This is a genomic window from Aeromonas sp. A35_P, assembly GCF_002259925.1.
Lineage (GTDB): Bacteria > Pseudomonadota > Gammaproteobacteria > Enterobacterales > Aeromonadaceae > Aeromonas > Aeromonas dhakensis.
The window spans coordinates 25,656-40,299 of the sequence record NZ_NEVB01000133.1 but is presented as its reverse complement, the minus strand read 5'-3'; the positions used below and the strand labels follow the sequence as shown (position 1 = coordinate 40,299).

Here is a 14,644-nt window from a genome sequence, read left to right as displayed (position 1 = left end):
GGTATCCTTTTGTCCCGACTAGAAAAACATCCCGCCATGTTAGGCCTCCCCCGCCCCTTTGTTAAGCACGATGGCAAGAATATGCAGCGCTTTATTCAGCCTCTGAGTCCGGTTGCAGCGCCTCCGCCAGAAAATCCCCCAGCAGGGTGATCTTGAGCACCTGCCGGCGTGCCGCCGGGTAGATGAAGTGGAGGGTCTTGGCGGGAATGCGGTAGGTATCGAGCAGGGGCAGCAGCAGCCCCGCGGCGATATGGCCTTGCACCTGATCGACTGGTTGCAAGCTGATGCCAGCCCCGGCCAGCGCCGCCGTCAGCAACGCCGGCCAGTGGTTGATGCGAAGGCGCGAGGCGACCCGCACCTCCTCGCTCTGGCCATCGCCCCCGACAAACTGCCAGCGCTCGTGCTCGCCCCAGTTGCCGTGCAGACACTGGTGGCGGGCGAGATCGGCCGGATGACGGGGCACACCGTGACGCGCGAGGTAGTCGGGGGCGGCGCAGAGGCGGTAGTGCTGGGTCAGCAGCGGGCGGGCGATCAGCGCCTCATCCTGCGGGCGCAGGGTGCGGATGGCGGCATCGAACCCCTCCTCCACCAGATCGACCCAGCGCGGGGTGAGCTGCAGATCCAGTTCCAGCTTGGGGTAACGGTCGAGAAAAGCGGGCAGCAGCGGCACCAGCCGATGGTGGCCAAAACTGAGGGGGGCAGCGATGCGCAGCCGCCCTGCCGGCTCGGCCAGCAGGTGCTGGGTAAGCGACTCGGTCAGCGCCAGCTCTTCCAGCACCCGCTGGCAGCGAGCCAGAAAGAGCTGGCCCAGCTCGGTCAGGGTCTGCTGGCGGGTGGTCTTGTGAAACAGCTTGCCCCCCAGCCACTGCTCCAGCCCCTGCACATGCTTGCCCACCATCTGGGCGCTGATCCCCTCTTTGCTTGCCACCGCGCTGTAGGAGCCAAGATCCACCACCCGGGTGAAGATACGCATGCTGGTCAATCGATCCACAACTTCTCCTTGGCCTACGTTTCGAGGCCATTTGGCCCGCCGCAAGCGGCCCACATTCACAACCAACAGTTTAGTAAGAAATAGTTTTTTGCCAATTTATCGCATTTTTGGTTGTCAATATAGTGATCAGCAACGTCACCCATCAGGACATATCACCATGAAAAGTACCTATCTGGCCGCCCTGCTGGTCGGTCTGCTGGCCACCGGTGTCAGCCAGGCTGCCGAGAGCAGCTTTATCAACCCGCAGCAGAACGCCCCCGTCACCGCCACCCTGACCGCGACTCAAGCCCAGCCCGATATCTTCCGGGTCAGCCTGCTCGGCACCGGCACCCCGGTGCCCCAGATCAGCCGTGGTGGCTACAGCACCCTGGTCGAGGCGGGCAACCAGAAGCTGGTGTTCGACTTTGGCCGCAACTCCGCCACCCGGTTGTGGCAGCTCCATATTCCCATCGGCCGGGTCAACGCCTTCTTCCTCACCCATTTCCACTCGGATCACACCAACGGGCTGGCGGATCTCTGGCTGACCGGCTGGCTGCAACCGGCCTATGGCCAGCGCCACGCGCCGATGGAGCTTTACGGGCCCAAGGGCACCGATGCCCTCGCGAGCGGCCTGCAGCAAGCCTACGCCACCGACATCGAGACCCGGGTCAAGGATGAGGGGACGCCGCTGGACGGGGTGAAGATCAACAGCCATGAAGTGACTGCCGGGGTGGTATACGACCGGGATGGGGTCAAGGTGACCGCCTTTGACAACGACCACGGGGTCAACATCAAGCCGTCGTTTGGCTATCGCATCGACTACCACGGCCACAGCGTGGTGCTCTCCGGCGATACCCGCTACAGCCCGCAGGTGGTGAAAGAGGCCAAAGGGGCGGATCTGCTGGTGCACTGCGTCTCCATGACCTCTGCCGCCCGCATGAAGGCCAACCCTGGCTACCGGGCGATCGCCGGTCACCTCGCCTCCCCCGAGCAGGCAGCCCTGGTAATGAACGAAGCCAAACCGGCGCTGACCGTGTTCAGCCATATCGGCCTCAACGGCCAGATCGGGGTGAAGGATCTGGCCCAGAGCCTGCGCGCCCGCTACTCGGGCCCCTTCGTCATCGGCAATGACCTGATGCAGATTGACCTGCCCACCACGGTGTCTGGCAAGGGCTACGCCCTCTGGCAGGCGGAGAACATCGACAACGCCCAGCCCTGAATCCCGGCCATAAAAAAAGCCGCCTCTTGCGAGGCGGCTTCTTCATTCAAGCAGGTAACCGGAGTTATCAGGCAATCAGCTTGTAGATGATACCGGACATGGCGATCAGGCCGATGATGGTCACGAAGCCGTTGCTGATGTTGCCAGCGTATTTGCGCATGGCCGGCACCTTGGTGATGGCGTACATCGGCATCAGGAACAGCAGCATGGCAATGATGGGGCCGCCCAGGTCTTCAATCATGCCGAGGATGCTCGGGTTGATGGTAGCGATGGCCCAGGTGGTCAGGATCATGAACACGGCAGTAACTTTGTTCAGTTGCTTGGTGTCAACGTTCTTGCCCTTCTCGCGCAGCGCCTTGGCCATCAGGCCGTTCATGCCCTCTTGCGCACCCAGGTAGTGACCCAGGAAGGATTTGCTGATGGCAACCATGGCGATCAGCGGAGCCACGGTGGCGATAACCGGGTTGTCGAAGTGGTTGGCCAGGTAGGACAGGATGGAGATGTTCTGTTCCTTGGCGGCAGCCAGGTCAGCCGGAGAGAGGCTCAGTACGCAGCTGAATACGAAGAACATAACGGTCATCACCATCATGACGTGGGCGCCCAGCAGGATGTTGCTGCACTTCTTCTCGGCACCTTCACCGTAACGACCCTTGTTGTCCACCGCGAAGGAGGAGATGATCGGGGAGTGGTTGAAGGAGAACACCATGACCGGGATGGCCAGCCACAGGGTCTTGATGAAATCGCCGTTGAAGGCATCACCCAGCGCCGGGGCTTCGGTGATGATGGCACCATTCCAGTGCGGGATCAGGTAGAGCGCCAGGCCCATCAGGGTGATCACGAACGGGAATACCAGCACGCTCATCGCTTTGACGATGACCTGGCCGCCCAGACGAACAACCGCCATCAGACCCAGGATCAGCGCCAGTGACAGCACGGCACGGGGAGGTGCAGTCATGCCCAGCTGGTGAACAATCAGGCTCTCGACTGTGTTGGTGATGGCGACCGAGTACATCAGCACGATCGGGTAGATGGCAAAGAAGTAGAGCAGGGTGATGAACTTGCCTGCGGTCTTGCCGAAGTGCTCTTCTACTACTTCGGTGATGTCGCCGTCACGGGTGGAGCCGGACAGCACGAAGCGGGTCAGGCCACGGTGGGCGAAGAAGGTCAGCGGCAGGGCCAGGATCAGCATGGCAACCAGCGGCCACAGGCCACCTACACCGGCGTTGATCGGCAGGAAGAGCACACCGGCACCGATGGCGGTACCGTACAGACCCAGCATCCAGACCACATCGGCCTTGTTGATGCCACGGGAAGATGCATTACTGGCTAAGTTGCCTTCTACTGCAATGTTCATGTCAGACATAGGGGTGTTCCTGTCATCAAGGAAAATAGAAAATATCTAGTCAACCGGGCGCAATGCCCTGTCCCATTTCCCTGGAACGCTTGCAGTCCATCCCTGTTTTATTCTCATTCCCATCGCTCCGGCAAACTGGTCATCACTCCATGTGACAACCAAATTGCAACAAACAGACCTATGGTGAGTGGGCCCGAGGGCCACAAACGCGTCAGCTTTTACAACTCACTAACACGCCTTTGTTTCGATGAGCTGACTCTAATTAAATCCCCTTAGCGATCACAGTGTTTTTTTGAATTAATCAACCAAAGTTTGATTGGAATCGCCTTTCTGGCGTCAGAGATCACGTTCTGAGCCCAATTTTGTGAACAGCCGTTAACAAATAGCAGTAGTTTCACCCGTATCTATATCCTTGTGGGTACAACAATTTCGCTACATGTGTCTGTTTGTTGGCCACGTTGTGCCTTGCCTCGCCCTGGCGTACCCTGTTGTTCAACATTTTTCCGCTGAATTGATATGGCCATCACCCGTACCGACCTCGCCGAACTGGCGGTGTTTGCCGCCGTCGCCCGTCACCAGAGCTTCAGCAAGGCCGCCCTCGAACTCGGGGTCTCGGCATCCGCCCTGAGCCACAGCCTGAAAGGGCTGGAGACCCGGCTGGGGGTGCGACTGCTCAACCGCAGCACCCGCGCCGTGGTGCCCACCGAGGCGGGCCAGCGGCTGCTGACCCAGCTGCTGCCAACCCTGAACCATCTGGAGAGCGCACTGGGCGAGCTGACCCGTCACAGCGACGAGCCGGTGGGACGGCTGAAGATCTGCGCACCGCGCGGGGCCATCGACGACCTGCTGGCCCCGGTGTTGATCGATTACCTGGTACGCTACCCGCGCATGCAGGTGGAGGTGGTGGAACAGGAGCTGATGCCGCGCCTCATCGAGGATGGCTATGACGCCGCCCTCTTCTACGGCGATCTGCTGCCCAAGGAGATGATCGGGGTACCGCTCGGGCCGCCCCAGCGCTATCTGGTGGTGGCCTCCCCCGCCTATCTGGCCGAACACGGCACACCACAGCACCCCCGCGAGCTGTCGCGCCACGCCTGCATCGGCTACCGGCTCACTCCCTCCCATCACTACCGCTGGGCCTTCGCCGGGGAGGAGGGATCCCTGCTGGAGATAGAGGTGACGGGCCCGCTCACCACCAGCACGCCGGCCCTCTATCTGGGAGCGGCCGAGGCGGGTCTGGGGCTGGCCTACTGTCTGGAAGAGGAGGTGAGCCAAAAAGTGGCCCAGGGGAAACTGCTCACCGTGCTGGAGCCCTGGTGCCCCACCTTTGCCGGTTTTTACCTCTTCTATCCCAGCCGGCACCAACTGGGCAGCGGCTTGCGGGCTCTCATCGACATGCTGAAAGCCCACTACCAACCGGTTGATTGATGAATATCACTCATCAATCCTTCAAGTAGAACCAGGATTATCACAAAAACAATATCAATCTAGACTATCTGCTCGATAATCGAACTCCCCAAGAGAACAGATATGTCTGCCTATTTCACTCTGCGCCAGCGGGCGATGACCCGCCGTTTCTGGGGCTATGCCCTCCCCTCCGTCATGGCCATGCTGGTATCCGGCGCCTACTACCTGGTCGATGGCATCTTCGTCGGCCACTACGTGGGGGCCGCCGGTCTCGCCGGCATCAACCTGGTCTACCCGGTCATCATGGTGCTGATCGGCCTCGCCGCCATGATCAGCATGGGGGCGGCCACCGCCATCTCCTACCAGCAGGGAGCCAGGAACACCGGGCTGGCCCGCCAGGCGCTGGTCAATGCGCTCTGGCTGCTGGTGGGGCTGGGTACGGTGGCGCCGCTGCTGCTGCACTACTGGCACATCGACATCCTGCTGGCACTGGGCATCGAGCAGGGCACCGACACCTGGCAACAGGCCAGCGACTACCTCTACTGGATCGGCGGCGGTACCCTGCTGCTGGCCGGCAACCTGGCGGTCCCCTATCTGCTGCGCAACGATGGCCGGCCCCGGCTCGCCATGCTGCTGGTCAGCGGCGGCGCCATTCTCAACATCATCCTGAACTACATCATGGTGGGCCGGCTGGGGCTGGGCCTGATAGGGACGGCCCAGGCCACCCTCATCTCGGAAGGGATGGTCAGCCTGCTGGGCCTGGGTTACTTCTTTACCCGTCATGCCAGGTTGCAGCTGGAATGGCGCCAGCTGATGCCCTGCTTGCCGGCCATGCCCAACCTGCTGTTCACCGGTCTGCCGAGCCTCATCGCCCAGTTCAACCTCGGCCTGCTGCTGATGCTGCACAACAGCCAGCTGATGGTGCACGGCTCGGTCAAGGATCTGGCGGGCTTCACCGTCGCCGGTTACACAGAGGCGGTATTCATCGTGATTCTGCAGGGGCTGGCCTTCGGCATCCAGCCGCTGGTCAGCCAGGCGGCCGGCGCCAAGCGCTACCGCGATCTCAAGTTCCTGATGGAGATGGGGCTCAAGATCACACTCGTCTACGGTCTGGCGGTCTGGCTGCTGATCCAGCTGCTACCGCGCCAGGTAGCCATGCTCTACACCGGCGATCAAGATGGCGAGCTGCTCGCGGCTGCCATCAGCAGCCTGACCCTCAATCTCGGCGCCATTCCACTGGAGGGGATCATCATGTTCGGTATCGTGCTGCTGCAATCCATGGCACGCACCCGTCAGGCGCTGTTCATCTCCATCGCCAAGACCCTGCTGCTGCTGCCGCTCATCTTCATGCTGCCGCTCTGGTGGGGCCGCGACGGTGTGCTGCTGGCCCAACCCACCACTGTGCTGCTGCTGACCCTGCCGCTGTGCTGGTTGCTGTGGCGCGAGTGGCACCAGCTCAAGCTGGCCTGCGCCCCGCACACCAGGTGCTCGCCCAAGGCGCTTGCCCGCCAGCAGGTTACGCTGGCACGGCGCGCAGGTTGATGCGCGGCTAACCCAGCCGGCTGGCGCAGGTGCGGATCTCGGGCTCGACCAGCGCCTGCTGGGCGGCTACCAGCTGCAGCTCGTAGGCGCCCGCCAGCCAGGTCTGGGCCAACACCATGTCCACGCTGGCATTGGTGCGCTCGAACGCCGCCACCGGCGTAAAGCCCGCCAGCAGGTTGGCCAGCATGGTGGCACTCAGCAGATCCCCCACTCCGATGGGCTGACGTTGAAACTCATAGAGGGGGCGCGAGATATGAAACGCCCCCTCTTCGCACACCAGCAACATCTCGAACCGATCCAGGCTCAAGCCGGCGCGGCCCAGATGCTTGACCATCACCAGCTCGACGCCTCCGTCACGCAGTTGCTGGCAAGCCGCCAGCGCCTCGCTCAGGTTGTGGATCTCGCGGCCGGTCAGCTGCTCCAGCTCCAGCAGATTGGGGGCCAGCAGGTCGGCGCAGGCCAGCGCCCGGTTTTTCAGAAAATCGGCGACGCCGGGCGCGACGATACACCCCTTGTCGGGATGCCCCATCACGGGATCGCAAAAATAGCGGGCGGCCGGATTGAGCGCCTTGAGGTGAGCCACCGCCGCCAGGATCTCCTCCCCCTGCTCGGCCGAGCCGAGATAGCCGCTCAGGATCGCATCGCACTGCCCCAGCACGCCGATGTCGGCCAGCCCCGCCATCAGCTGGCGGATATGGCCGTTTGGCATCACCATCCCCTGCCAGCCTGCGCTGTACTGGGTATGGTTGGAAAATTGCACCGTGTTGACGGGCCACACCTCCAGCCCCATGCGGCGCATGGGAAACACGGCGGCGCTGTTGCCGGCGCAGCCAAACACCACGTGGGACTGGATGGAGAGAACTCGCTTCATGCTGACTCGCAAAAAAATGGATGAACCAAAATGGGAAAAACGGGCCTTGCGGCCCGTTGTTGTCACTGTGATTAGCGCAGCACCTTGACGGTGTAGCTGCCATCGGCCTGACGATAGAGGCCGTGGATGTCGGTCTCGAAGCCCGGGTAGTGGGCACCGATCTCGCACAGCATCTCGAGGAACTCGAGCACCGGCAGGGAATCCTGGGTCACCATCTCGCCCGGCAGTACCAGCGGCACTCCCGGCGGGTAGGGCAGGATCATGTTGGCGCTGATGCGGTCCACCATGTCGCGCAGCGGCACTTCCACCACGTTGCCGGCCAGCTCCTGCTGCCAGGCGGCGTGCGGGGTCATCTTCATCTCCGGCAGCACGTCGAACGCCTTGAACATCAGCTCCGGCAGACGGTACTTGCTGGTCAGCTCGTGAATGCGCTGGGCCAGCTCCTGGATGCGCATCCCTTCGTAGAAGCTCGGGTCTTCACGATAGAGGCTCGGCAGAATGCTCTTGATGGTCAGGTTCAGGTCGTAGCCACGCTTGAACTCGGTCAGGGCACGCAGCAGCTGCATCGCCTTGGACTGATCGATACCGATGGAGAAGAGGAACAGCAGGTTGTAGGGGCCGGTCTTCTCCACCACGATGCCGCGCTCGTCCAGGAACTTGGAGACCAGGGAGGCCGGGAGACCGCGCTCCAGCAGCTGGCCATCGCGGCCCATGCCCGGGGTCAGCAGGGTCACCTTGATGGGATCCAGGTACATGTGGTCGTCGTCAATGTCCTTGAAGCCGTGCCAGTCATCCTTCGGATCCAGCTTCCAGCACTCGACGGTGTCGATGTCGTCCGGCTGCCATACGTCGAAGAACCAGCCTTCGCTCTGCTCACGCAGGCGCTTGATCTCTTTGCGGAAGGAGATGGCGCGATCGATGGAGTCCTTGATCAGCCGCTTGCCGGTGTTGCCCCGCATCATGGCAGCGGAGATCTCGGTAGAGGCCACGATGCCGTACTGCGGCGAGGTGGAGGTGTGCATCATGAAGGCTTCGTTGAAGGTCTCTTCCTCCACGTCACCCTTGATGTGGATCATCGACGCCTGGGAGAAGGCCGCCAGCAGCTTGTGGGTGGACTGGGTCTCGTAGAACACCTTGCCCGGCATGGCTTCGCCGCTCATGCCGCACTTGCCTTCGTAGATCGGGCTGAAGTTGGTATAGGGCACCCAGGCACTGTCGAAGTGGATGTAGGGGGTGTCCAGCGCCTCCTTGATGAAGCCGGTGTTGTAGAGCAGGCCGTCATAGGTGGAGTTGGTTATCACGGCGTAGCGCGGCGCCTGGGCACCCGGGGTAGCGGCGACCTTGGCAGCGATGGTGTCGCGGCTGAATTCGCTCTGCGGGATGCCACCCAGAATGCCGTAGGCGTTGCGGGTCGGACGGAAGTAGATCGGGGTCACGTCGTTCATCATCATCAGGTGAGTGAGCGACTTGTGGCAGTTGCGATCCACCAGCACGGTGCTGCCGGCCGGCGCCGAGTACATGCCGACGATCTTGTTGGCAGTGGAGGTGCCGTTGGTGACGATGTAGGAGCGATCGGCGTTGAAGGTACGGGCGATGTACTCTTCGGCTTCCTTGTGAGGACCTGAGTGATCCAGCAGGGAGCCCAGCTCCGGCATGGAGATGGAGACGTCGGCCTTGAAGGCGTTGGGGCCGTAGAAGTCATAGAAGATGCTGCCGGCCGGGCTCATCTGGAAGGCGGTACCGCCCATGTGACCCGGGGTACAGAAGGTGTACTTGCCCTCTTCCACGTACTTGAACAGCGCCTTGGTGAACGGCGGCAGAATGGCGTCCTGGTACTCCTGAGTGGCCTGACCCATCTTGAGGGCGATGTCGTCGGCCATGCCGAGACGGTACTCGAAGAAGTGCACGTTCAGGCGCAGGTCGGTCAGGTGAATGTCCAGGGTGGACTGGTCGTTGGCGAAGGCGAAGATCGGCAGCTTCTCGTTGCGATCGTGGATCTCCTTGCACAGCCCGAGGGAATACTTGTCCCAGTCGAAGATGGCACCGCAGACACGGGGGTTCTTCTCGATGAGTTTCAGCAGGTCGGCCACATCGACCGGATAAACGACCTCGAAACCCTTGCGCTCGAGGGAAGCTTGCAGCTGGCGAATGGGTTCTTCTTTGAAGAAAACGCCGAGGTGGTTGAGGATGGCAATGATGTTCATCTTGATGCTCCACACGTAAGAGGGCGCTCTCCATCAGGGATGGTGAGTGAAGAGCGCTCGGAAGATAAAAGGGGAAATCAGTTGCTGGGCTGTTCGCTCAGCAGGGCATCGTGCTGACGCAGGCCCAGTTTTTTGGCGTAGAACATCAGGATGATGAGCGACACCACGAAGGTTGCTGTGAGGTTGGAACCCTTGGCGCCCATCAGGGCAATCAGGCAGAAGACGCAGGCCACACCGGAGAAGATCATGGCGCCGATGCTGCGGGAGGTCATGCCTTCAAAACGGATCAGGTTAATGCTGGAGTAGAAGTAGGGCAGCATGGTCAGCAGCACCGCATCTGTGGTCAGCACGTTGAAGAGGTCGGCCGCGTGGGCGGACTGGGAGGTGAAGGCGGTCAAGCCGATCATCAGGGCAGTCATCTTGAGGGAGCCCAGGATCAGACCCTTCTTGGCGACGCCGTTCTTGTCCACTTCGCCGTAGATTTTCGGGAAGTTGCCGTCGTGGGCGGCACGCTTGCCCGCCTCGCCCACCAGCATCATCCAGGAGCCCAGCGAGGTGAAGCAGGCCAGGGCGGTGAAGGCGGAGACGAACGGCGCGGACCAGTTGCCGAAGATGACGGAGGAGGCCATGGCAAACGGGGCGCCAGAGGCCGCCACTTCACCGGCCGGGAACATGCCGCTGATCACCTGGGTGGAGAGGATGTAGATGACCCCCGCGATACCGGTACCCAGCATGGTAGCGAGCGGCACGGTGCGCTTGGGATTCTGCACCATGCCGGAGGAGACGGCGGCAGACTCCACCCCCACGAAGGACCAGAGGCAGATCAGCACGGCGCTGATGACAGCATGCAGGTCGCTGCCGCTGGTGGTGTTCCAGTTCTGGCTGTAAACGGCGGCATCAAAATGGCCCCAGCCCACCAGAGCGGTACCCACCACCGGCAACAAGATCAGCACCAGGCCCAGGGTACAGAGCCGGCTCACCCAGCTGCCACCCAGCAGGTTGACCAGGGTGAAGATCCAGACGGCGGCGATGGTGGCCGCGGCGGCCGGGATCGGGCTGTTGAGGATCGGGAAGAAGACGGAGAGGTAGGAGACGCCGGTGATGGCGATGGCCAGGTTGCCGATCCAGTTGGCGTGGTAGTAGAGCACACCGGTCTGGAAGCCGAACACTGGGGAGATTTCGCCGGCGTAGGCGATGGGGCCGCCCTCCTGCGGGTTCTTGGTGGCGAGGCGGGCGAACACGAAGGCCAGCCCCATGGCGCCGACCAGGCAGATGGCCCAGCTGAACACAGAGATGGAACCTATGGTGGCCAGGGCCGAGGGCAGCAGCGCGATACCGCTCCCCATCATGTTGCCGGCCACCACACCTGTACAGGCGACAAGGCCGATCTTCTTGCTCGTATCTAGGGACATAAAATCTCCGGGTCGATATTAAGGCATCAAACACACGCTTGGCGGAGCCTTCCGCCAATCAATGGCCACAGACTAGGCCTCTACGCCCCGGAAAACATAAAGACCCGCTAAGGGATAAAAACATGAGCAAACTTTTTCAGCCCGCCCGTCAAAGATGACAAAAACAGAGTTAAAACAGCATGTTGACTGAACTCACTACAGACATCTTGATAAAACCTTGATATCCGTCGTCCCCCTTGATGAGACCAGTTGGCGCCACTCGAACCATCTTGATATTTTGCTGATGACCCGCGGCGGTGCAGGTGGGCCGATAACCCCCTATCCCCCGCACGACATATGGCCGAGTGCCCCCCTTTTCCCCTCACCGCCCTTCCTTCACCCCCTCACTTTGCATGACCCGGGGCCACCTTGGCCGACATAACAACCCCCACACACCAAACGGGCGCAGTGATGACCCGGAGCGATATCGACAAAGGCGGCCAGGTCACCGGGGCGGCGGTCACGACTGTCGGCATCGACAGGCAACCTCTGCCAATGGCGGCCGGGGCTTTATCAGCAGAGGATGGAACAGGGTATGGCGCAGCCACAGGCCTGCCATGGCCAGTCGTTGCTGTGGGCCAGGGCCAGGGCCAGGGATAGGGATAGGGATAGGGATAGGGATAGGGATAGGGATAGAAGAGCAAACCCGAGTGCCCATGGGAGGGCAAGAAACACACAGGCCGCCCATGGGCGGCCTGTGAACAGTGGCGCGGCGCGCGGCCGGCGCCGCTCAGAACAGCTTGACCTTGCTCTGGCCCAGAGAGTTGAACAGCGCCGGGGTGAGGGTTTCCATGTTGCTGTAAAAGCCGAGCCGCTGACAGAGCAGGTAGGTCTGCTCGGTCGCCTCCATCAGGAAGGCCTGGCTGTAGGCATCCCCCGCCGCTTCCGGGTGACCGTCCAGCTCCGCCAGCTTGCCGCGCAGTATGTGATAGAGCACGGAGCGGCCCCGGCTGCCAGCCTCACCCAGCAGGCGGTTGGCCTCCTGCTGCTGACCGTCCAGAATGGCCTGCAGGGTCAACGCCTCCCACACCCGGGCCGGCTGCAGCGGCTGGCTCTGTACCACCCTGGCCAGATGGGCGCCGATCTGCGGCAACCGGTCGCTCTGGGGGGTGCCTGCCAGGGTTGCCAGCGCCTCCCCTGCCAGATAGCGCTCCGCCAGCAGCAGCGGCTGATCCGGCTGGCTGGCCAGCGACTTGTCGAGCAGCTCGACACCGCGCTGGAGGGCCACCGGATCCTGGCTGTTGATGTAGTACTGTGCTTCCATCATGGCCATCAGCGCACCGTCATCGGTGGGCCAGCCCATGCCCGGCAGCACTTGCGTCTGGTCGAGGGCACGCAACAGATCCTGGCTGCTCGCCTGCAACACTCCGTGCACGTTGTGGCGGCTGAGCTGGTACTGGTGGCTGAACAGCACCCGGTTGGTGTTGATGTTGCGATACTCCAGATCGAGATAGGTGCCCCCCGGTTGGCGGGAAACCCGCACGCTCAGCTCCTTGCCGGGCAGGATGCCCCCCATCAGGGTGTTGGCGCCGTACTGCACCCGCAGCGGCGTGGCGGCGGCCACCTCCCCCATCAGGGCGCGGGTGATGCCGTCGGCGAGGCGCACGTTCTCGTTGCTGCCATCCATGCCGGAGTGAAAGCGAAACACCAGCAGTTCGGGGTCCAGCATGGTGTGCACCTGAGGACTGGTGTGCTGATAGCTGAGCAGGCTGACGAGGGCGACCAGGATCGCCACCACGAAGATATCGAACCCCACCAGCTTCCAACGGCTGCCCCCCTCTCTGGCATGGGTGGTGACGGCGCGGGTCAACGGGCCGGCCGGGAAGGGCGTAACGTTGCCCTGCTCCTCCTCCTCTTCATCGAGGGCTGGCGCCGCGAACGACGGTCGGGAGGCGCTCTGCGTCTCCTGCTCAGTCGCCATCACCACCGAGACCACCTGCTGCGGCCGCACCGGCGCCACCAGCTTGTAGCCGCGCTTGGGCACGGTGACTATGTAGTCGGCGGCGTCGTTGCGGCCGTCTTTGAGGATCTTGCGCAGCTCGAAGATGGATTGGGTGACCACCTGATCGGTCACCTCGGCGCCGTCCCACACCTCGTTGATCAGGCAGTCACGGCCGAACACGGTGCCGGCGTTGCTCGCCAGGAAGCGCAACAGATTGACCAGCCGGGGCTCGAGGTAGACCTCGCGGTCGGGGCGACACAGCATGTTGTCGTCGACGCTCAGGGTCCAGTCGTGGATCTCAAAAACCGATTCGCTCATGATTCACTCGCTGCAGATGAAGACGATGCAAGATGAGAGTGACGTAACACCGGGCGACTGAACGGGCAGCAGGGCGCTGCAAAAGGCAGTGCCGCCGGCGGGGTGAACATTCCTGTGAGTCAGGCCGGGAGGCCTGTTTACGTCCGCAGAGCATCCTTGCGGGCATGCCGGACGGGTCGTTCGGCAGGGATCACTTTAAGCAAAATGGGAGCAGGATCCCACTTTTTTTGGCCACAAATCACCGCTGAATTGATCCAACAAGGGGATTTTGGCAAACATCGTGCCAATTGGTATCCATATGGGCAGGGTTTTATCCTGCAGACGGTTCCGCCTGTTACCACCAAACAAAAAAGAAGGCCCCCGCAGTGCGGGGGCCTTCCATCATCCATTCGAACCGAAGCAGACTCAGCAGTAGCCGTAGCCCAGCAGACGCTGGTAACGCTGCTCCAGCAGTTGCTCGGTATCGAGCGGACGCAGGGCGTTGAGATCCTGCTGGATGCGCTCTTTCAGGTGCTTGGCCATCTTCTCCACATTGCGGTGGGCGCCGCCGAGCGGCTCCTCGACGATGTTGTCGATGAGCTTCAGCTCTTTCAGACGCTGAGCCGTGATGCCCATGGCATCGGCAGCCACCGGCGCCTTGTCGGCGCTCTTCCACAGGATGGAGGCGCACCCTTCCGGCGAGATGACGGAGTAGGTGGAGTACTGCAGCATGTTGACGCGATCGCCGACACCGATAGCCAGGGCGCCGCCCGAGCCGCCTTCACCGATCACGGTGCAGACCACCGGCACGGTCAGACCGGCCATCACTTTCAGGTTGCGGGCAATCGCTTCGGACTGGCCACGCTCCTCGGCACCCACGCCCGGGTAGGCGCCCGGGGTGTCGATGAAGGTGATGATCGGCATCTTGAAGCGCTCGGCCATCTCCATCAGGCGCAGGGCCTTGCGGTACCCTTCCGGGCGCGGCATGCCGAAGTTGCGCTTGATCTTCTCCTTGGTCTCGCGCCCCTTCTGGTGGCCGATGACCATCACCGGCTCGCCGTCCAGACGGGCGATACCGCCGACGATGGCCTTGTCATCGGCATAGGCGCGATCGCCGGCCAGCTCGTCGAAATCGGTGAAGATGTGCTCGAGGTAGTCGAGGGTATAGGGGCGCTGTGGATGACGCGCCATCTGTGACACCTGCCAGGCGCCCAGATCGCCGAAGATCTTCTTGGTCAGCTCTTCGTTTTTCTTCTCCAGCCGACGAATATCTTCGCTCAGATCCACGGCACTGTTGTGCTCGCTCACATGGCGCAGTTCATCGATCTGTGCCTGCAACTCGGCGATCGGCTGTTCAAAATCCAGAAAAAGACTCATAGGGACTATA

Annotated in this window: 10 protein-coding genes; 3 read left to right on the top strand and 7 right to left on the bottom strand. The window is 62.0% G+C overall.

What is annotated here, in order from left to right:
- Positions 1-91: 91 nt before the first annotated feature.
- Positions 92-991, bottom strand: a complete 900-nt coding sequence (locus CAK78_RS09405; protein ID WP_094697099.1) for a LysR family transcriptional regulator — start codon at positions 989-991, stop codon at positions 92-94.
- 157 nt (positions 992-1,148) lie between these two features.
- On the opposite strand from CAK78_RS09405, the gene CAK78_RS09400 reads away from it, so the two are divergent.
- Positions 1,149-2,189, top strand: coding sequence for an MBL fold metallo-hydrolase (locus CAK78_RS09400; protein ID WP_094697098.1), 1,041 nt, complete (start codon positions 1,149-1,151; stop codon positions 2,187-2,189).
- A 67-nt stretch (positions 2,190-2,256) separates the two neighbouring features.
- On the opposite strand, the gene CAK78_RS09395 is transcribed toward CAK78_RS09400, so the two are convergent.
- Positions 2,257-3,552, bottom strand: coding sequence for an HAAAP family serine/threonine permease (locus CAK78_RS09395; RefSeq protein ID WP_005303413.1), 1,296 nt, complete (start codon positions 3,550-3,552; stop codon positions 2,257-2,259).
- Between the two features lie 507 nt (positions 3,553-4,059).
- On the opposite strand from CAK78_RS09395, the gene CAK78_RS09390 reads away from it, so the two are divergent.
- Together CAK78_RS09390 and CAK78_RS09385 are read left to right on the top strand one after the other, a co-directional pair.
- Positions 4,060-4,971, top strand: a complete 912-nt coding sequence (locus CAK78_RS09390; RefSeq protein ID WP_094697097.1) for a LysR family transcriptional regulator — start codon at positions 4,060-4,062, stop codon at positions 4,969-4,971.
- Positions 4,972-5,073: 102 nt separating this feature from the next.
- Positions 5,074-6,492, top strand: coding sequence for an MATE family efflux transporter (locus tag CAK78_RS09385; protein ID WP_094697096.1), 1,419 nt, complete (start codon positions 5,074-5,076; stop codon positions 6,490-6,492).
- A gap of 7 nt (positions 6,493-6,499) precedes the next feature.
- On the opposite strand, the gene pdxY is transcribed toward CAK78_RS09385, so the two are convergent.
- The 5 genes from pdxY to accA form a co-directional block, all read right to left on the bottom strand.
- Entirely contained in the window at positions 6,500-7,363 is an 864-nt protein-coding gene (pdxY, locus tag CAK78_RS09380; protein ID WP_010634772.1) for a pyridoxal kinase PdxY, read from the bottom strand.
- Between the two features lie 71 nt (positions 7,364-7,434).
- Complete coding sequence (locus CAK78_RS09375; RefSeq protein ID WP_017784018.1) at positions 7,435-9,567, bottom strand: lysine decarboxylase CadA; 2,133 nt, start codon at positions 9,565-9,567, stop codon at positions 7,435-7,437.
- Between the two features lie 77 nt (positions 9,568-9,644).
- A complete protein-coding gene (gene cadB, locus CAK78_RS09370; protein WP_094697095.1) occupies positions 9,645-10,979 on the bottom strand; it encodes a cadaverine/lysine antiporter in 1,335 nt (444 codons plus the stop codon).
- Between the two features lie 769 nt (positions 10,980-11,748).
- Positions 11,749-13,278, bottom strand: a complete 1,530-nt coding sequence (cadC, locus tag CAK78_RS09365; RefSeq protein ID WP_094697094.1) for a lysine decarboxylation/transport transcriptional activator CadC — start codon at positions 13,276-13,278, stop codon at positions 11,749-11,751.
- Between the two features lie 405 nt (positions 13,279-13,683).
- Positions 13,684-14,634 carry an acetyl-CoA carboxylase carboxyl transferase subunit alpha gene (accA, locus tag CAK78_RS09360; RefSeq protein ID WP_094697093.1) on the bottom strand — a complete coding sequence of 317 codons (951 nt, stop codon included), beginning with the start codon at positions 14,632-14,634 and terminating at the stop codon, positions 13,684-13,686.
- Positions 14,635-14,644: the final 10 nt, after the last annotated feature.

What these genes read in the sequence shown, in the direction of transcription:
- CAK78_RS09400 (WP_094697098.1), top strand. Translation starts at nt 1,149, where the DNA reads ATGAAAAGTACCTATCTGGCCGCCCTGCTGGTCGGTCTGCTGGCCACC.
- CAK78_RS09395 (WP_005303413.1), bottom strand. Translation starts at nt 3,552, where the DNA reads ATGTCTGACATGAACATTGCAGTAGAAGGCAACTTAGCCAGTAATGCA.
- CAK78_RS09390 (WP_094697097.1), top strand. Translation starts at nt 4,060, where the DNA reads ATGGCCATCACCCGTACCGACCTCGCCGAACTGGCGGTGTTTGCCGCC.
- CAK78_RS09385 (WP_094697096.1), top strand. Translation starts at nt 5,074, where the DNA reads ATGTCTGCCTATTTCACTCTGCGCCAGCGGGCGATGACCCGCCGTTTC.
- pdxY (WP_010634772.1), bottom strand. Translation starts at nt 7,363, where the DNA reads ATGAAGCGAGTTCTCTCCATCCAGTCCCACGTGGTGTTTGGCTGCGCC.
- CAK78_RS09375 (WP_017784018.1), bottom strand. Translation starts at nt 9,567, where the DNA reads ATGAACATCATTGCCATCCTCAACCACCTCGGCGTTTTCTTCAAAGAA.
- cadB (WP_094697095.1), bottom strand. Translation starts at nt 10,979, where the DNA reads ATGTCCCTAGATACGAGCAAGAAGATCGGCCTTGTCGCCTGTACAGGT.
- cadC (WP_094697094.1), bottom strand. Translation starts at nt 13,278, where the DNA reads ATGAGCGAATCGGTTTTTGAGATCCACGACTGGACCCTGAGCGTCGAC.
- accA (WP_094697093.1), bottom strand. Translation starts at nt 14,634, where the DNA reads ATGAGTCTTTTTCTGGATTTTGAACAGCCGATCGCCGAGTTGCAGGCA.